15 protein-coding genes are annotated in these 18,569 nt (G+C 67.8%); 6 read left to right on the top strand and 9 right to left on the bottom strand.

Annotated features, from left to right (window positions below; translation table 11 throughout):
- Window positions 1-50: 50 nt before the first annotated feature.
- Entirely contained in the window at window positions 51-1,313 is a 1,263-nt protein-coding gene (locus tag AB0D12_RS20215; protein ID WP_362684385.1) for an ATP-grasp domain-containing protein, read from the top strand.
- A gap of 101 nt (window positions 1,314-1,414) precedes the next feature.
- Here AB0D12_RS20215 and AB0D12_RS20210 read toward each other — a convergent pair whose 3' ends face one another.
- From AB0D12_RS20210 to AB0D12_RS20200, 3 genes are all read right to left on the bottom strand, one after another.
- On the bottom strand, window positions 1,415-2,821 hold the full coding sequence (locus tag AB0D12_RS20210) for a DHA2 family efflux MFS transporter permease subunit (RefSeq protein WP_362684383.1): 1,407 nt from the start codon (window positions 2,819-2,821) through the stop codon (window positions 1,415-1,417).
- The gene (locus AB0D12_RS20205; RefSeq protein ID WP_362684381.1) at window positions 2,818-3,627 is read right to left on the bottom strand and encodes an alpha/beta hydrolase; all 810 of its coding nucleotides are present in this window, start codon (window positions 3,625-3,627) and stop codon (window positions 2,818-2,820) included. Before AB0D12_RS20205 ends, AB0D12_RS20210 begins: the two co-directional genes overlap by 4 nt.
- Window positions 3,628-3,972: 345 nt before the next feature.
- Complete coding sequence (locus AB0D12_RS20200; RefSeq protein ID WP_362684666.1) at window positions 3,973-4,446, bottom strand: ImmA/IrrE family metallo-endopeptidase; 474 nt, start codon at window positions 4,444-4,446, stop codon at window positions 3,973-3,975.
- A gap of 1,421 nt (window positions 4,447-5,867) precedes the next feature.
- Between AB0D12_RS20200 and AB0D12_RS20195 the strand changes: the two genes are divergently transcribed.
- Window positions 5,868-6,203, top strand: coding sequence for a LuxR C-terminal-related transcriptional regulator (locus AB0D12_RS20195; protein WP_362684379.1), 336 nt, complete (start codon window positions 5,868-5,870; stop codon window positions 6,201-6,203).
- 103 nt (window positions 6,204-6,306) lie between these two features.
- Complete coding sequence (locus AB0D12_RS20190) at window positions 6,307-7,227, top strand: LysR family transcriptional regulator (protein ID WP_362684377.1); 921 nt, start codon at window positions 6,307-6,309, stop codon at window positions 7,225-7,227.
- A 107-nt stretch (window positions 7,228-7,334) separates the two neighbouring features.
- Here the strand turns inward: AB0D12_RS20190 and AB0D12_RS20185 are convergent, their stop codons facing one another.
- The 6 genes from AB0D12_RS20185 to leuA form a co-directional block, all read right to left on the bottom strand.
- Window positions 7,335-8,030, bottom strand: coding sequence for a M24 family metallopeptidase (locus AB0D12_RS20185; protein WP_362684375.1), 696 nt, complete (start codon window positions 8,028-8,030; stop codon window positions 7,335-7,337).
- A gap of 3 nt (window positions 8,031-8,033) precedes the next feature.
- The gene (locus tag AB0D12_RS20180) at window positions 8,034-10,160 is read right to left on the bottom strand and encodes a molybdopterin oxidoreductase family protein (protein ID WP_362684373.1); all 2,127 of its coding nucleotides are present in this window, start codon (window positions 10,158-10,160) and stop codon (window positions 8,034-8,036) included.
- Window positions 10,157-11,035 (bottom strand): diaminopimelate epimerase, encoded by an 879-nt coding sequence (dapF, locus tag AB0D12_RS20175; RefSeq protein WP_362684371.1) that lies wholly within the window; start codon window positions 11,033-11,035, stop codon window positions 10,157-10,159. The genes AB0D12_RS20180 and dapF overlap by 4 nt, the downstream gene beginning before the upstream one ends.
- Window positions 11,032-11,721 (bottom strand): 2OG-Fe dioxygenase family protein, encoded by a 690-nt coding sequence (locus AB0D12_RS20170; RefSeq protein ID WP_362684369.1) that lies wholly within the window; start codon window positions 11,719-11,721, stop codon window positions 11,032-11,034. Before AB0D12_RS20170 ends, dapF begins: the two co-directional genes overlap by 4 nt.
- 38 nt (window positions 11,722-11,759) lie before the next feature.
- Complete coding sequence (locus AB0D12_RS20165; RefSeq protein WP_362684367.1) at window positions 11,760-12,812, bottom strand: iron-containing redox enzyme family protein; 1,053 nt, start codon at window positions 12,810-12,812, stop codon at window positions 11,760-11,762.
- Between the two features lie 272 nt (window positions 12,813-13,084).
- Entirely contained in the window at window positions 13,085-14,776 is a 1,692-nt protein-coding gene (leuA, locus tag AB0D12_RS20160; RefSeq protein ID WP_362684365.1) for a 2-isopropylmalate synthase, read from the bottom strand.
- A 196-nt stretch (window positions 14,777-14,972) separates the two neighbouring features.
- On the opposite strand from leuA, the gene AB0D12_RS20155 reads away from it, so the two are divergent.
- The 3 genes from AB0D12_RS20155 to leuC are packed head-to-tail and all read left to right on the top strand — an operon-like array spanning window position 14,973 to window position 18,562.
- The gene (locus AB0D12_RS20155; protein ID WP_362684362.1) at window positions 14,973-15,659 is read left to right on the top strand and encodes a class I SAM-dependent methyltransferase; all 687 of its coding nucleotides are present in this window, start codon (window positions 14,973-14,975) and stop codon (window positions 15,657-15,659) included.
- A complete protein-coding gene (locus tag AB0D12_RS20150; protein ID WP_362684359.1) occupies window positions 15,659-17,131 on the top strand; it encodes a class I adenylate-forming enzyme family protein in 1,473 nt (490 codons plus the stop codon). The genes AB0D12_RS20155 and AB0D12_RS20150 overlap by 1 nt, the downstream gene beginning before the upstream one ends.
- A gap of 39 nt (window positions 17,132-17,170) precedes the next feature.
- A complete protein-coding gene (gene leuC / locus AB0D12_RS20145; RefSeq protein WP_362684357.1) occupies window positions 17,171-18,562 on the top strand; it encodes a 3-isopropylmalate dehydratase large subunit in 1,392 nt (463 codons plus the stop codon).
- Window positions 18,563-18,569: the final 7 nt, after the last annotated feature.

Here is an 18,569-nt window from a genome sequence, read left to right as displayed (position 1 = left end):
TGCAAGTATCCGATGTTGTCGACGCACTGTTGTGTATGGAAAATAGCGGGATGAACACTAAGACTGTCGTGCTCGTGGGAGTCCCGTGGAGCGTCTACGAACTGGACGACGCCGTCCGTGACGCGGCCACACTCGGAGCCTCCCTCCTCGTCGTCGACACGCCCGAGTCCCTCGCTCAGATCGGCGAACAGACCGCCGTGCAGACCCGGGCCGTCAAGGCGCTCGACCCGTTGCTCATCGCCGACTGCGTGCGCGACACCGAGCCGGCCACAGTCCTTGCCATCACCGAGTTCTCCATGGAGCTGGCGGCGGTCGTGCGCGAGCAACTCGGCATCCCCGGCACGCCGTCCGCCGTCGAGGCCCGCGTCCTGGACAAGGCGGAGACCCGCGAAGTGCTGCGCGAGCACGGGCTCACCCAGGTTGGTTTTCACCGGAGTTCGCTACTTTTCCCCGAGGACCTGCTCGGCGGCCTGGAGCCGCCGGTGGTGGTCAAGCCGCGATCGTTCAGCGGCAGCCACGGCGTGACGTTCGTCGCCGACCATTCCGAGCTGGCGCGCGTCTTCGAGCCGTACGACCTGGCCGAGAGCAATCGCGACGAGCGTGACGCCCGGGTGGCTCACCTCGCCGGGGACCACCGTACGCACGAGGTCATCGTCGAGGAGTACGTGCCGGGCCCCGAAATCAGCGCCGAGGGGCTCGTCGTGGACGGCAAGCTCACGCTGTTCACCCTGACCGACAAGGTCAACACCGGTATGCCGCACTTCGAAGAAGTCGGCCACGTGGTGCCCAGCAAGCACACGCAGGAGCGGACCGCGCAGGTCGAGGAGTACCTCCAGGCCGTCGTGTCGGCGCTGGGCTTCGTCACTTCGCCGATGCACGCCGAGATCAAGTTGCTCGACGACCGGATCGAGCTTGTCGAGATCCACACCCGCTACCCCGGCGACCGCGTTGTCGAGCTGCTCGAATCGGCTTACGAGATACGTCCGTACGAGGCCTACTTCGACGCGATGCTCAACGGCCGCGCCCCGGGCCGCCCTCGGCCGACCGGCGACCACTACGGCGTGGGCTTCTTCAACGGCCCGACCGACGCTCCCTTCGCCTGGCCGTCATATGCCTTCCCACACCCCGAGGCCGTCACCTCGATCGACCTCGACCGCCGCCGGGCTCCGAAGGTCTTCGAGTACGAAGGCCTGCGCATCCGGTACTGGCGAGCAGGCCATGCCCTGTTCGCGGCCAACGATCACGCATCCGTCCACGAGAACATCAGCTTTCTCCTCCACAACACTCCCGGACAGAGCGGTTCCGGAAGCTAGCCTGACCAAACGCGAGAGGAGTGCCGCTGACCAGGGACGACAGGACTTGTCCTGAGTCCTGTTCGCCGCCGGGAATGCCGCACTCCTCAGGTCGGTCGCCGTCAGTCCGACGGCATCGGCCGGGCATGCACGGCAGGCTCAGCTGCCTCGCGCGGCAGCGCCAGGCAGGCGACGGCGCCGAGAGCCAGCGCCGCGATCGGCAGGACCGCAGCGGCGCGCATCGCCGCACCGCTGCCGCCCGTCACCGACGGCAGACCCTGCATAAGCGCCACGACGCCCGCGGTGAAGACCATCGCACCCAGCTGTCGCATCGTTTCCAGGATCCCGGAGGCCGCACCCGTCAATGCCTGGGGGACGTCGCGCATGGCGACCGTCGTCCTCGGCGCGATCGAGCAGCCGTTGCCCATGCCGATGACCGCCATCGGGGCCAGGAAGGCCGTCCAGTGCACCGAGCCCGTCATCAGCAGCGCGGTCCACAGGATGCCGGCGCCCTGTACGACCATGCCGGTCAGCAGGATGTGCCGGCCCTCGATCCGGTCGGCCAGCCGGCCGGCGACGAGGGCGATCAGCACGGACATCGCCGACGCCGGCGCCAGGATCAGCCCTGCCCGGAAGGCGCTCAGGCCGAGTACCGCCTGGAAGTACAGCGCGGTCACCACCATGATGGCGAAGGTGGCACCGGTGATCGCCGCGGCGATCCCGAGCGTCACGGTGTAGCTGCGGATCCGTAAGAGGGCGAAGGGCACCAGCGGATCACTGTCCTGGCGATGCCGCTGGCGGACGGTGAAGCCCGCGCCGAAGAGCGCGGCTGCCACCAGCAGTGCCCAGACGAGGGGGCCCCAGTGGTGATCCGCGCCGTTGGTCACGGCGTAGGCGAAGCAGGCGAGGGCCACCGAGGCGATACCGACGCCGAGCAGGTCCAAGGAGTGCTGCCGGCCCGTCCGCAGGTCCGGGACGATCATCAGGCTCGCCACAACGACGAGCACGCCGATCGGCAGGTTGACGAGGAAGATCCATCGCCAGCCGGCCGCGTTGATCAACAGGCCGCCGAGAGAGGGGCCGAGCACCGAGGCCACACCGCCGATCGCGCCCCACACCCCCAGTGCCGTGCCGCGCCGCTCGCGCGGGAAAGAGGCCACGATCAGGGTCAGGCTCTGCGGCATGAGCAGCGCGGCGCCGGCACCCTGCAGCACGCGGGCACCCACCAGGATGCCGGGTACCGTCGCGAGCCCGCACAGCAGGCTCGCGACGGTGAAGAGCAGGACGCCCACGACGAATATCTGCCGCGGGCCGTACCGGTCGCCCAAGCGGCCCGCGGTGATCAACAGTACGGTGATGGCGATGATGTAGCTGTTCAACGCCCACAGCACTTGGGGCAGCGTGGCGTGCATCGAGTCGATGATGCTGGGGATCGCGATCGTCACGATCGTCGAGTCCAGCAAAGTCATGAAGTAGCCCAGGGACAACACCACCAGCGTCGCCCAAGGGTTGCCGCGCAGCCTACTCACGCGCCCGCCGTCCCGTCCATGAAGTCGCGGAGCACGCGAACGAACCGGTCCGGTTCCTCGATGAAGGGAGCGTGGCCACTCTCCGAGAACATCTCCAGCCGGGCATCGGGGAACGCACCCAGCAGCCACTTGCCGACCTCGGTGGGAAAGATCCGGCTTTTCGCCCCGTGCAGCAGCAAGGTCGGCAGCGTCAGCACACCGATCCGCTCGCGCCAGTCCTGGGTGAGGACCCCGCCCCACAGGGCCAGCAGGGCCAGCCGTGAAGTCTTGAGCGATTCGGCCAACAGCGGCTGCAGTGCGCCGGGTTCGGGTTCACTCCCGGACGCGAAGCAGTTCTCGATCAGGGCTGTGAGGTACGTGTCCGGGTCGGTCCACTGCTGCTGGGTCGCCTGCAGCGCGCCAGCCGCGTCCAGACCACCGAACGCCGCGTGCTCCCAGCCCTCCTCCCGCAGCAAGTGTGGCGACATCTCCACGGAGACCAGCCGGGAGACCCTGTCGGTCCCATACCGGTCGAGGTAGTTGTAGGTGACGGTCGCGCCGAGCGACCACCCGACGAGCGTGACGTCGTGCAGGTCGAGCTGCTCGACGACCTGCGCCAGATCGGTCGCGGCGTCCTTGAGGGTCCAGCCGAGCGGGGGTTCCGGGCTGGCCCCATGCCCGCGCAAGTCCACGGTGACGACGTCGTAGTCCGGGCCGAGGCCGGCCGCCATGTGCGCGAAACAGTGCGAGGTCATTCCCAGGCCCGGGACGAACAACACGGTCGGCCCGACACCGGGGCGCCGGACATGATGAATTACTTCGAGCATGGTAAAAGCTCCAATCGATCCCCCGGGTGAGATGATCAAAATATACGGCCAGCCCACGAAATTACGCTCCGGACGATGATTAAACTTTCTTATAGTCGACCGCCTCGCAATCGTGCGTTCCGAAGCGCCGATTAATAAATTTTATAAACGCAGGTCACCGCCCGAAGGCCTTGACTAAAATGACAAGAATCGGATAGGTTCCGCCGCGCGCATTATTAACGGGGGGATTACCAGCCGAGCCTGACCCAGACCGGCCAACTGCCCTCAGAGCCGCAGCGGCCGTCGGACTCGGCGGGGTTTTCGGCGTCGCAGCGGATCACCAGGTATGCGTCAGCCGTCATGCCGTCACCGCCAAGGGCGCATTCCGAGGCGCAACGTCGACGCCTGCCAACCGAGACACCCGAGCGGAATCCCAGCGGGACCACTGTCGGCCACTGCCCCTCGAAAGCGAGACGCCGAGGAGGGCGGACACGGCATTTGCCGCGTTGACCCAGGGATCGGCCAGCGCCCGCGGCCGCCCGCTTCAGACCCTTCTCGGCAGCCCGAGGGGGCTTCGTCGTCACTCATGCGACCACGCGCGATTGACCACGCGTCCTCATTCGTGATCAAGAGGCTTCCGGCAAGCCAGTCAGCTTCGTCTTCAACGTCGCCGTCCCAGTGCCGACACCCTGTTGCGTCGCGTGCCGGCCCAGGGGGATGGAGCAGCAACGCGTGCGAGAGCTCCTGACTGATCGAGCTGTTCTGGCGGGGCGGCTCATGTGCATCGTTCACGCAGATGTGCCGACGCGGACCGGCATGGACCGTGAGGGCGCTGACCACCCCCTCCCTCTCGGTGGAATGGAGCACGGCCACACAAGCGTCGGCGGCGATCGCAGGGCTGAAATTGGTGACGGGGGTTGCCTGTGGGCGCCGGTTCAGGCCGAAGACGCAATCGACGGACGGACCCTGATGGATTTGCCGGTCGGCGCGCGGTGGACGTCGAAGCCGCCGCACATCGCCTTCACGATCTCCAGGCCGTGCCGGCCCACCCGGCCGGGATCGGCCGTCCAGGCGGATGGCAGCTCAGGCTGGAGTCCGTCACAGTGATCTCCAACGTCTGCCCGGCCAGCAGCAGGTTCAAGACGCAGGGCCCAGGCGCGTATTTGCAGGCATTGGTGAGCGGCTCGCTCACCACCGGCTGGACTGCCCCGAGCACGTCCCGCGTAGCTCAGCCGTGCCCGTAACACCATGTGCAGCCCGCCCCCGAGTAAGCGAACCACCCCGCCACCAGGACGTATTACCAGCCAAAGCGGAGTCCAGCACTACTCGACGCCTTACCGGGCACGCCCGTGAAAGCGGCCCGGCCGAGGCGGACGGTAAAACGGGCGTCCGCGGGGCCGTCCGCCGTTCACTTATGCCGCCGTTACATGAAGGTGGCCGACGTCACTCAGGGCCGGGAAATTGAGGGGCGGACTTTGGACCCGGATCGCCTGGTTCCGGGTCCGGTTGCTGCCCGTTCACCCCCGGAAATAGATCACTTACCGCGCCTACTGTGGACATCTCGCCACCTTGCGCTGCCTGTTTGACCCAGAGTCAGTTGTCTTTGTCGCCCGAAGTGAAGTGACAGAGCGGAGAATGGTCACGAGATTGCTTGACATTAATGCGGCGGCCAGCCGAGGCTGACCGGGCGAAAGTGACCGCCATTCAATTCGCGTGCCGGTGTGAGATTTGGCTCGCGAGGCAAATGCGTGAACACATGCTAAGGAGGGGCAGATGGCTCAGAGTGAGCGTCGGGCATCCAGTGAAGCGCCGGGGGGAGGGGCGGCTGCCGCCGAACCGGCTCCGGCGCAGTCAATGTCGAACGCCGCCGTTTCAGCGACATCTGCCACAGCGCCCCCGACGGCCGGCCCCGAGACCGAAGCCGCTCCCGCCGCAACAGGTGCGGCCTCACTCCGAACAGATCGCCTACGGCAGCCTGGTTCAGATCCTGCCGCGTACAAAGATCCCACTTGACATCGTTGTCCTGTTCGAGGAGACCGAGAAGTGGTCGTCATGGAGGCGGGCGAGGCCATCACCCCCGGCTTCGTCGCTCGCTGAGACATTTCGCCGCCAGCGGCGTCTTTCAGCAGTGCCGGCACCCGCACGGACCGGCATCAGTCCCGCTCAAGCATGCGCGATCGTCCGGCTGTTCTGCCCCAAAGGGTAGGGCCGGGTGCCCTTCATCATTCGACCGATATGACAACCTCAGATTGATTCGGGCAATGTGCGACAATTGTGACCAATTACAGCAACGCGCCATCACCGTACTTCCGTACAGTCCGAGTGAGACGATCGAGAACCGCCACGAAAGGCTGATCGCCTTGCTGGTCACCGGTCATACCGATGCCAGCGCGGCCCGGCAGCTCGGTGTCAGCCGTCGCACCGTGACCTACATGCTCCGTTCCATGATGGACGAGTTAGGCATCAACAACCGCTTCCAGCTCGGCATCGCCGTTGGCGCCCGCAGCCGTATCTGCGCCACGTGCCCGGCGCCCCGCCAACCTGCCATGACGGGCATCGCACATGACCACGGTCATTACGGAGGAAACGCTCGATGAGCGTCTCGCCTGTGGATGTGGGCGAACCCGCTCTTCGTGAAGATCAGTTCGAGCAATTCGGGGGATGTTCGAGGCGGCTTGCCGAATGCGAAAGTGAAGACCTATGAGCCCAGAACGAACAATCACGTCTCGTAATCTCGACGTGAATCAACTGCGAACGCTGAGCACGATAATGGAAACGGGAAGTTTCCGGCGGGCGGCGGATGCACTCGCACTGACCCAGCCCGCAGTAAGCTATCACATTCGCCGGCTTGAGGCGGTCCTGCACGGCCCGGTCTTTGTCAGAACCAGAGGTCGGCTCGAACTCAGCGACGCCGGTGAGGAATTACTTTTCTATGCTCGCAAAATCCTCACTGTCAATGACGAGGCAATGGCCCGGTTGACTGCACCAAGAAACGACCTCCGGCTCACCATAGGCGTCTCGGAGCAGTTGGAAGACGCCCTGCAGGACCTGCTCGTCGGCCTCACCCGCACTTTGCCTCGCGTCACGCTGACCGCGCGGATCGGGGCGAGTGAGCACATTGCCGCGCGGACGGCCGAGCAGGAGACCGACGTCGCCGTCATCATCGGCCGTTCCCGCGGTGAACGGAGCCGCTCGCTCGGCTCGCTGCAGCTGGCCTGGTACGCACACGACGCCGCGAGCCTGGCCGCCGGCCGTTCCATTCCGATGGTGCTGCCCGCCGAGCCGTGCAATACGCGCACCCACATCGTCAGCGCCCTCAACAGCCAGGGAGTTCCCTGGCACGTTGCCTACGAAGGCCCCGACCTGGCCGGGCTGCGTGCGGCCACCCGGGCAGGGCTCGGCGTCATCGGCCTGCTCGCCAACAGCGGCGAGAAGTGGAATCTGACGCCCGTCCCCCGAGGCATGTTGCCGTTTCATCCCGGACCCGTGCCGGTCTCCTTCATCTACGCTCCGGGCACGCCGGCTGACGTGGTCGAGGCCGCGTTCTCAGTCGCCCAAACGGCGCTCCGCCAGTTCCCGTTGGTCGACGAGCCCGCACGGGCCCCCCGGAGCGCAGCCTGACCGGCTCACCGTAACGTTCGAGTCATCGGCCGCCGCGGACGTCGCGGCGGCCGTACGGGGTCGCAAGGCACTTCGCTGTCTCCGTCCCCACTCGCGCTCGACGGGCGTCATCGGCCGAGGTCCAGCAACTGCTCGTAGAAGCCGCCGAACCCCCGGGACCGGTCGACGAGGTGGATCTCCAAAATCCAGTGGCAGAGCCGCCCGGCACGGTCGGGGCGGCGCATCGGCTCGTCGCTGCCGGTGGTGATGTAGTACTCGATGTCGTCGCCGTTGATGCGCTCGTGCGGGAACTCCCCGACCAGGTGTCCGGCGTGGGTGGCGCCGATCTCCCAGCCCGCCCCGCCCGCCAGCCGTTGCATCTCGGCGAACAGCTGCGCGCCGGTGATGTCCGGACGGTCGCGGAAGTAGCGGCGGCCGGCGTCGAAGACGACCGGCAGGTCGTCGCGGAGACGATGCTTCACCGGGTCGTCACCGAGCACGTACGTGCGCCCGAAATCAGCCTCCCACTGTTCGAGAAGCGGCCCGAAGTCGCAGAACACCATGTCGTCCTCGGCGATCAGCCGGTCCGGGGGGTTCACGCGGTAAGGGTGCAGGGTGTTCGGGCCCGCGCGCACGATGCGCTTGTGCCAGAACCGTTCGATGCCGATCACCTCGTGCGCCAAGTCCCGGATCTGATCGCTGAGTTCCCGCTCACCCTTCCCGGCGACGATCAGCTGCCGGCGCACGATCTCCTCGAACAGTTCCTCCGCCTTGTCCTGTGCGTCCAGGAGGAGCGCCGCGCGTCTTGCCTCGGTGTCGTCCATCCCTCACCCTCGCTGCTCGGTCGCGGACACCTCGACGCGGTTGTCGTGGTAGACGGCGCCGCCGCCCATGTCCGAGTCCCGCTCGGCCACGGTGGCGTTGACCCCGGCCAGGTTCCCGGTGAGTTTCGACCACCAGCCCTTGGTGGTGCGGGCCACCCCCGGCCGCACCGCGTCGCTCACCTGCAACTGCGCGGTGAAGGCGCCCCGGTCGTTGAAGATCCGCACCTGCTGTCCCTCGACCAGCCCCCGGGCCGCCGCGTCGTCGGGATGCAACTCCACGAAGGGTGCGCCGGCCCGGCGCACCAGTGATTCCTTGTTCGCGAACGTCGTGTTGAGGAAGAAGTGCGAGGCCGACGAGATGAGCACCAGCGGGAGCCGGCGTGCCAGCTCCGGATCCGCGGCCTCCACGGGAGGCGTGTATCCGGTCAGCGGGTCGTGCCCGTCGGCGGCCGCCGACGCGGACACGAACTCCAGCTTCCCCGACGGCGTGGGAAAGCCGTCCGCGAACGGGACGAAGGGACTGGGATAGTTGAGCCGTGCATAGCCCTCCCGGCGTAGCCGGTCCAGGTCGATGCCGTCCAGCGACGGGTGGCCACTGGACAGCAGCTCCCGGGCGAGGTCTTCGTCGGAGTCGAAGAGGCTCGGATCCGTCAGGCCCAGCCGCGCCGCGAGCCGGCGGAACGTCTCCGTGGTCGACAGGCACTCGCCGGGCGGGGCGACCGCGGGCTCGTTCCATGTGATGTACATGTGCCCGTACCCGTCGAGCAGATCGGTGTGCTCGGTCTGCATCGTGGCCGGCAGCACGATGTCGGCGTAGTCCACCGTGTCGGTGCGGAAATGCTCCATGACCACGGTGAACAGGTCTTCGCGCAGCAGGCCCGCGCGCGCCTGGCCCTGGCCGCCCACCGCCGTGGCCGGGTTGGCCCCGTAGACGAACAACGCCTTGACCGGCGGATCGTCGACCGTGGTGAGCGCCTCGCCGAGGCGGGTCATCGAGAGGCTTCGTACCGGCCCGGGCAGCAGGTCGTCACGGAAGAGGGCTTCACGGTCGCCGCCGAAGTAACCGTCCGTCGAGTAGGCCAGACCCCCGCCCGGGAGGTTCCAGTCACCCGTCACCCCGGGCAGCGCCGCCAGCGTACGGAGAGCCATGCCGCCCCCGGCGTGCCGCTGGATCCCCTGTGCCGCCTTCATCCCGGTGGGCCGGGTGACGGCCAGGCGCCGCCCGAGTCGCTCGACCGTCTCCACGGGTAGCCCGCAGATCTCCGCCGTACGTTGCGGCGTGAACCGCTCGATGCGTGCGCGGAACTCGGGCCAGCCCACCGTGCGCTCCGCCAAGTAGGCACGGTCCTCGGCGCCGAGCGATAGCACCACGTTGAGCAGCCCGAGGGCGAACGCGGCATCCGTGCCGGGGTTGAGCGGCACATGCTCGTCGGCGAGCCGGGCCGTCTTGGTCAGGACCGGATCGATGGCCACGACGTACGCCCCGGACCGCTGCGCCTGCGACAGCACCTTCCACAGGTGGTGGCTCGTGGTGAGCGTATTGCAGCCCCACAACAGGATCAGCCGGGCGTGGCGCAGATCTTCCGGGTCGATGCCCCGGCTGGTGCCGAGCGTGTAACCGGTGCCCACCAGGCCCGCGATCGAGCAGATCGTCATGTCGTGGTGGGAGGCGCCCAGGGTGTTCCACAGCCGGCTGCCGGCGCGCCCCTGCAGGCCCTGCAGAAAGCCCAGGTTCCCGGTTCCCTGGTAGGGCCAGATGGCCTGCCCGCCGTACCGGTCGATCACCTCCGTGAGACGGTCGGCGATCTCGCCGAGCGCCTCGTCCCAGCTGATTTGCTCGAACCGCCCCTCGCCCTTGCGCCCTGTCCGGCGCAGGGGATGCGTCAGACGGTCGGGTGCCCGCGTGTGCTCCAGATACTGGTTCACCTTCACGCACAGGGTTCCGCGGGTGTACGGATGGTCCGGGTTGCCGCGCAGCCCCACCGCGACGCCGTCCTCGACCTCCACCTGCCAGGAGCACGCGTCCGGGCAGTCCAGCGGGCAGCCTCCGGGAAGGATCTTCAGGGCACGTCCTGCCGGCGCGGAAGTGCCCGGCGCCGCCCGCGCCGGATCTCGGGTGTCCCGGTTCACTGTGACCGCTCCGCACGCAGGTGCGACACGAACTCGTCGGCCAATGTCACTTGGCCGACGCAGGAGCTCGGTCCGGAGAGCAGCACCCGCTCGTCCTTCGTGATCTCCACGGCCACAGTGCCGCCGGGCATGACCACGGTCACCGAGGGATCGGTGAGCCCCAGCCGGTAGGCGGCGCAAGCGGCGGCGCAGGCGCCGCTGCCGGAAGCCGGAGCGTAACCAACACCCCGCTCCCAAATCTGGATCCGCACGGTGCGCCGATCCTCGACGGTGAGCAGCTCGACGTTGGGTCGCTCCGCGAACCCGGAGTACCCGACGATCCCCGGGCCGATCCGGGCGGCGAGCTCGGCGGTCGCATCGTCGACCAGCGCGACCAGATGCGGCACGCCGTTGTGAACCGCCGTCGCGTTCACCTCGGTGCCCGGCTCGATCTTTAGGGGTACGCCAATCATCTCCTCACCGCCGGCCAATGCGGGACTGTGGTGGGTCCACGAGCCCAGGTCGATGGTGCTGGCGGCGGTGACCGAGCTGCCGAGCCGCACTCCTACGTCTCCGCCGGGTGTCCGCAGCGTGATCTCGTCGCGGCGCGTGCGGCCGTGCTCGCGCAGGTATCGGGCGAAGATACGCAAGCCGTTCGCGTTGCGCGCGCACTCGGAACCGTCGGAGTTGAAGACCCGTACATCGAACGTTTCCTGCGGGTCGGCCACCGGACCCGCGGCGGGGAGAGGGCCGTAGAGCACGCCGTCCGCCCCGACGCCGGTGCGCCGGTCGCACAGGACCCGGGTGGCCGTGGCGCCCGGCGCGGGCGCGCCGAGCTCCGGGTCGGCAACGAGGTAGTCATTGCCGAGGGCGTGGTACTTCATGAGGGTGGTCATCCGCGGCCCTCACTGATGGCTTCCTCCTCAAAGGCCTCGCCGTACCAGCGCTCGCTCCAGCGCGAGAACGACACCACCGTGATGTCGCGGTGGCCCTCCTCCTCGATCGGCACGATGTCGGTCACGTAGTGCCACAACGCACGGTCGTCGAACGCGATGGCCTGCCCCGTCGGCAGGGTCGCGGTGAAGATGGGCTCTTCCTTGTCGTCCGCGCCGCGCAGGGTCAGCTCGGCGCCGGTGATGCCGACACGGTTGTAGACGGAGATCACCACGAACTCGTGGCCGTCCTGGTGCACGCCCTCCGGGACGACGACGCCCTGCAGCTCCTTGTTGGCGATGACCCGGTACTGGTGGACGTTGATCTGCCAGACGTCGTCCTCGGGCAACGGGATCTGGGCGCAGGCCTCCCGGATGTGCTCGACCAGATCGATCTGGATCGGCTGGTAGTGCCGCCGGAGGCCGCCCGCGATCGGGTTGAACTTGGAATAGGTGACGTACGGGCGGTGCGGGAGCCGCTCGAAGTCCCAGGCACCGTCCCGGTGTTCGAGCCGGTACTGGGAGAATCGGCGCCAGCGGTTGCCGTTGCCGATGTACTGGTCGAAGGCGAGGTCGTCGAAACTCTTCAGAATGTCCTCACCCGTCGCGGGGAGGTCGAATATCTGAAAGTGCTGCGAGTTGAGCGTCACGGTCGAGGCCTTTCGGAGGAGTCGTTGGCAGCGGTGGTTCAGGCGGGGCAGGGCTGCTTCAGACATGCCTCAAGGACTCGGTCGAGGTAGTGCGCCGAGGTGTTGAGCCGCATGAAGGTGCCGAGTGCGATCTCGCGGCCGGCGGCGGGATCACGCTCGACGACCGGCCCGATGACGTTCTTGTACCAGCCGGCCGCGTGGTGGGCGTCGACGTTGATGTGGATGTCGTGGTAGACCTTGCCCTCCGTCGGGAGCCCGAGGCGGTCCCATGCGGTGACCAACTGGCGGAAACGCCGGGGGGCAAGGAACTCGGTGACGCCGTAGTAGCCGATGGCGCGCAGGTAGTGCCGGCGGCTGAGCGCGAGGCCGGCCGAGATGTTGCCGCATTCCTTGGCGGCGGGCAGCAGATTCGACTCGACGTAGTCCTGGTCGACGCCGATCGAGGTGAGGCACTGGGAGAAGAGCGTCGTATGGACGTCGGCGAACGTGCCGTTGCCCATCTCGTCCCAGTAGTTGGACGCGATCTCCATCTTCTCGGCGCCGGTCGCGCCGAACTGCATGATGGCGAGGATGTCGTCGAAGCGCGGATCCAGGGAGGTCTCCTGGGCCAGCAGGAAGCGTATGTCCTCGACGGTCGCCGAGGACGTCAGGTGCTCGGAGTACATCGGGTGGACGCTCGCCGGGTGGTCCTGGATGAGGGCCTTGAGCCAGCGCACGTACTCCTTCTCGCCGCTGGGATAGCCGCTCAGCAGCTCCTTTGGCACCTGCCGGAACTCATTGTCCAGCATGGCGTTCTCAAGGATGCTCGTGACGTCCCGCAGGACCGGCTGGGGGTCCTGGTCGGGGTTTCGCGCCGCGGACTGGCTGAACTCGTAGGCGTAGATGACCGCGAGTACGTCGTGCAGGTGTGCGCGCGCTGCGGCGTCGCGGCCGCGGAAGGCCAGGTCCGCAAGCCGTCGGCACTCCCCGGCCAACTCGGCGCGGCGGGCGTAATCGTCGACGAGCTCTTGCCATTTCCCGAAGGTCACCGAGGTGAGGGCCGCCGTGAAATCGGCCAGGAGCGGGAAATCGTTCTGCTGCGGATCAGGCATGTCGGGATTCCTCTTGGTCGTCATTTCCTCGGACCGCCGATAGGTCTCCGGCTTTCCCCCTCCGGCGAAATGCCGAATATGCTCTCAGCTTCGATTGATGTCAGCCTACCCAGAGGCGGTACGCGCGGTCCAAGTTCAGTTGTTTATCGCGCCCATCAATAGATTCTTTCACCGTGCGATCACGCAGCTATGGACGTTTACCAAGAAAATTGCACCAGCGCCGGCAGTGCCGCCTTTACCCCGTGACCGGTCGGCGCTGACCCTCGCCCTTGTCAGTGGTGGGTCTGGTTGATGATGCCGACGGCGGCGGTGAGTTCGGCTGTGGTGGTGTCTTCGCCGGTCCCGATGGCCCAGGTCCCACCGCTGTTCAGATAGGCGATTGCTCGGCCGTGGGGCAGTTCGTGTGCTGTGGCCGCGGTGATGTTGAGTTTCAGGCCGAGTTGGATGAGTGCGTCGGCGAATGCGGGCAGCGGCGCGGTCCCGATCAGGGGTAATTCTTTGTCAATGCCGTCAAGGCTGACCGTCACGGAGGACGGCGTGTGGTCGAGGAGTCGCAGCCGGTCGGGGACGGGTGTGTACGCGGTGTCGAAAAGCTCACGCAGTTGTTGTGGGCTCAGCTCGCCGCCTTCGCGGTCCGTGACCTGCTGGACCAGGACGGCGAAGTCCGCGCGGAGTTGTTGGGGCAGATGCAGACCGTAGGAGTCGTTGAGCACGAACGCCACGCCACCCTTGCCGGACTGCGAGTTGACCCGGACGACCGGTTCGTACTCGCGGCCGATATCGCTGGGGTCGATCGGCAGGTAAGGCACTTGCCAGTGCTCGTCGCGCAGGTCGTAGCCGCTTGACTGGGCCTCGTCGGCGAGTGCCGAGATCCCCTTGCTGATGGCGTCCTGGTGGCCGCCGGAGAAGGCGGTGAAGACGAGCTCGCCGCCCCACGGGTGGCGTTCGTGCACCGGCAGTGCCGTGCATTCCTCCACGACCTGGCGGACCTCGCCCAGGTCGGAGAAGTCGATCTCGGGGTCGACGCCGCGGCTGAACAGGTTCATGCCCAGCGTGACGAGGCAGACGTTGCCGGTGCGTTCGCCGTTGCCGAACAGACAGCCCTCGATGCGGTCCGCGCCGGCGGCGAGGCCGAGTTCGGCGGCGGCGACGGCAGTGCCGCGGTCGTTGTGCGGGTGCAGCGAGAGAATGACCGAGTCGCGCCGCTTCAGATTGCGGCTCATCCACTCGATCGAGTCGGCGTACGTGTTCGGGGTGGTCATCTCCACCGTGGCCGGCAGGCATATCGTGGCCGGGCGCTGCGGGGTGGGCTGCCAGACGTCGAGGACCGCGTTGCAGACCTCGGCCGCGAAGCCCAGCTCGGTGCCGGTGAACGACTCCGGCGAATACTGCAGGCGCACGTCGGCACCGGTCAGCGACTCTGCGGCCGCGGCGAGACGGCGGGCCGACGCGACGGCGAGCTCGCGGATCTGCGCCCGCTCCTGACGGAACACCACCCGGCGCTGCAGCTCGGAGGTCGGGCTGTAGATGTGCAAGGTCACCTTGCGCGCCCCGGCGACGGCCTCGACCGTGCGGTCGATGAGCTCGGGCCGGCACGGCGAGAGGACCTGGATGCGGACGTCGTCCGGGATGGCGTCGTTCTCGATGATCTCCCGGACGAACGTGAGATCCGTCGCGCTGGCCGCGGGGAAGCCGACCTCGATCTCCTTGTAGCCCATCCGCACGAGCAGTTGGAAGAAGCGGTGCTTACGGGCCGGGTCCATCGGCACGGCGAGGGCCTGGTTACCGTCGCGCAGATCGACCGAGCACCACAGCGGGGCACGGGTGATCGTCCGGTCCGGCCAGGTCCGATCCGGCAGCAGAACTGGTTCGACCTCCTCGGCGTACGAGCGGTAGCGGTGAACCGGCATGGGGCTCGGGCGCTGCTCATTCCAGACCGGGCGGGCCGCGAATTCGTTCGTCATGGACACTCCTCGCGCATAAATTGCAGACCATGCTAGCCAGCGAAGTAGCGGCCATCCAGGAAACTGCGCAGAAGCGAAGACGGGCAAAATAAAGTGCCATTGCGCTTTACAGCAACGGCGTTGACACCACTTCTTTGGCGCCGCAATACTCACCACGGTTCCGCAGCGGCGGCATGGTGACGAACGGAGAGAAGACGTGACGCAAGCGTTTGAGATCAAGGGAAACGACCTCTGGGACCCGACAACGTTCGACGCGCTGCGTCGTCAGTTGATCCCGTCGTTCGACCTGATCTACGAGGCCGCGGTGCGTACCGTCGCGGCGACCGTGCCGGCCGTGCCACGAGTGCTCGACCTGGGCGCCGGCACCGGTCTGCTGAGTGCGGAGATCCTGCGTGAACTCCCTGGGGCGAACGTGGTACTTGTCGACCGCTCCGAACTGATGCTGACGCAGGCCCGCAGCCGTTTCGCCAGCCAGGAAGGGGTCACGGTGCAGGCCGGCGACCTGACCGACCCGCTGCCGGAAGGGCAGTTCGACGCGGTCGTCTCCGGTCTCGCGATCCACCACCTGAGCCACACCGACAAGCGCCACCTGTTCGGGCGCATCCGCGACGTGCTGCGCCCCGGCGGCGTCTTTGTCAACGTCGAACAGGTTCAAGGCCCGCTGCCGCACCTGGAATCCCTCTACGACAGTCAGCACGAACTGCACGTGGCCCGTGAGCAGGCGCCGGCGCACGAATGGGCGGCCGGCCGCGAGCGGATGAAATTCGACGTCTGCATCGACCTGGAAACCCAATTGCAGTGGCTGCGCGACGCCGGATTCCGCAGCGTCGATTGCCTCGCCAAGGACTTCCGCTTCGCCACCTATGCGGGCTGGGTCTCTTAATGACAGCGCTGTACAAAGCAATTGGCGAAATCGCGCGACGCCAACCGGACGCGATCGCGGTCGAGACCACAGCCGGCGAGCGCACCTCGTACACCGAACTGCTCGCGCAGGCCGACCGGATCGCGGTCGGCCTGCGCGCCCGCGGCGTCACCGAGGGTCGCGTGGTCGTCTGCTCGGGCCTGGCCAACGACGCCTCCTACATCGCCTTCCTGCTCGGACTCTGCGCGGCCGGCGCCGCCTATGTCCCGCTGCTCGCCGACTTCGACGCCGCCGCCGTGACCCGTGCCTTGCGGATGACGGAACCCGTGCTCTGGGTCGGCCCCGAGAATCGCCACCGCGCAGGCGTCGCTCTGCCCCGCGTGGAGCTCGCCGAGCTGCAGACCTCCGGCGCCGCGGCCGGCGAGGCGCCAAAGGGACGGGCGTTCGCGCCGGGGACCTTCCGGATGCTGTGGACCTCCGGCTCGACGAAGGCGCCCAAGCTCGTCACGTGGCGCCAAGAGCCCTTCGTTCGCGAGCGCCGGCGCTGGATCGCCCATATCGAAGCGACCGAGCGCGACGCGTTCTTCTGCCGGCACACCCTTGACGTGGCGCACGCGACCGACCTGCACGCCTTCGCGGCGCTGCTCGCCGGCGCCCGCCTGATCCTCGCCGATCCGGGCGCGGAACCCGCGACGCTGCTGTCGCAGCTGGCCGCGACCGGCGCCACGTACACCAGCATGCTGCCCAATCACTACGAGGACATCGTCGCGGCCGCCAGGCAACGGCCCGGCACCGATCTCTCCCGGCTGCGCCGCCCGATGTGCGGCGGCGCGTACGCAAGCCCGGCCCTCATCGCCACCGCTGCCGATGTGCTCGGCATCCACATCCGCCACATCTACGGCTCGACCGAGTTCGGCCTCGCCCTGGGCAACATGGCGGACGAGGTGCAGACCGTCGGCGGTATGCATGAGGTCGCGGGCGTTCGCGCCCGTCTGGAGGCGCTTGTCGGGTACGACCGGGACGACCTCGGCCATCTGGTGCTCACCTCCGACTGCACCAGCAACGGCTACTTGGACGACGACGAGGCCAATGCGGCCACCTTCCGTGGCCCCGACTTCTGGACCGGCGACGTCGCCCAGCGCCTGGACGACGGCAGCCTCCGCCTGCTCGGGCGCGTCACCGACCTCGTGCTGACCACGGGCGGCCCCCTGGCCGCTCCCTTCCTCGACGAACTCATTGCCCGGCAATGCCCGGTTGCCGAGTCCGTCAGCCTCGCCGCCGACACGGACACCCTGAGCAACCGCGTGCTCGTGGTGCTGCGCGCGGCACCGGGAGCCTCCGACGACGACGCCGTCAGCGCTGTCGACAAGCTCCTCGCCTCGCGCGGGCTGACCGGTGCGGTCCTGGCGTTCGACCGGATCCCGCGCACCGTCGTCGGCAAAGCCGACCGCGCGCTGCTCCGCCGCCGCTACATCCCGGCCTCGACCTTCTGACGCACCCGCCGTCAGCGACATGCTCTGGAAGGGCGAGTCATGACCCGGAAAACACTGATAGACAAGATCTGGGACCTGCACGTCGTGGAGCCCGGGGCATCCGACCTCATCTACATCGACCTGCACCTGCTGCACGAGGTCAGTTCGCCTCAGGCGTTCGCCGGGTTGCGCGAGGCCGGCCGCACGGTCCGCCGCCCCGCCCTGGCGCTCGCCACCTCCGACCATGACGTCCCGACCGACGGGCGCGAGCTGCCGCCGGACGCGGGCGCCGCCAAGCAGTTGCAGGTACTCGCCGACAACTGCCGCGACAACGACATCGAGCTGCACCCGGTGGGCACCCCGGGGCAGGGCATCGTGCATGTGATCGGCCCGCAGATGGGGCTCACCCGGCCCGGCACGACCATCGTCTGCGGCGACAGCCACACCGCCACCCACGGTGCGTTCGGCGCCATCGCGTTCGGCATCGGGACCAGCGAGATCGAACACGTCCTTGCCACGCAGACCCTGCGGGCCCGTCGACCGGAATCCATGGCCGTCACCGTCACCGGCGAGCTCCCGCCCGGTGTCACCGCCAAAGACCTCGCGCTCGGCATCCTCGCTGCCGGCGGCACGGACGCGGGCACGGGGACGCTCATCGAGTTCCGGGGCCCCGCCGTGCGCGCGCTGTCCATGGAAGGGCGGATGACGCTGTGCAACATGGCTGTCGAGATGGGCGCGCGCAGTGGTCTGATCGCTCCAGACCAGACCACGTTCGCGTATCTGAAGGGCCGCCCTCGTGCCCCGCACGGTGATCTGTGGGACCAAGCTGTCGCCGAATGGCAGACGTTGTGCAGCGACACGGACGCGGTCTTCAGCCGCGAACTGGTCGTCGACGCGGGTTCCATGGTGCCGCGGGTGACCTGGGGCACGAACCCCGGGCAGAGCGTACCGGTCGACGGCGTGGTCCCCGACCCCGCCGACAGCGCTGATTCCGGCGAGCGGGCCGCCGCCGAGCGCGCCCTCACCTACATGGACCTCCGTCCCGGCACCCCGATGCGCGACGTCGGCATCGATGTGGTCTTCATCGGTTCCTGCACCAACAGCCGGATCGAGGATCTGCGCGCCGCGGCCGACGTGCTGCGCGGGCGTCGCGTGGCCGACGGCGTACGCGGTCTGGTCGTTCCCGGCTCGATGCTCGTGCGTCACCTGGCCGAACAGGAAGGGCTGGACGGGGTCTTCACCGCGGCCGGCTTCGAATGGCGCACGCCGGGCTGCTCGATGTGCGTCGGCATCAACGGCGACACCGTCGCGCCGGGTCAGCGCTGTGCGTCGACCTCCAACCGCAACTTCGAAGGCCGGCAGGGCGCCGGGGCCCGGACGCATCTCGTGTCCCCCGCCACAGCCGCCGCCACCGCCGTTGCCGGGCATTTCGCCGCGCCGGCCGATCTGTAGGGAGAAG

The organism is Streptomyces sp. NPDC048479, from assembly GCF_040651435.1.
In the GTDB taxonomy this organism is placed as follows: domain Bacteria; phylum Actinomycetota; class Actinomycetes; order Streptomycetales; family Streptomycetaceae; genus Streptomyces.
The sequence above is the reverse complement of the archived record's forward strand: the minus strand, read 5'-3'. Positions and strand labels throughout refer to the sequence as shown.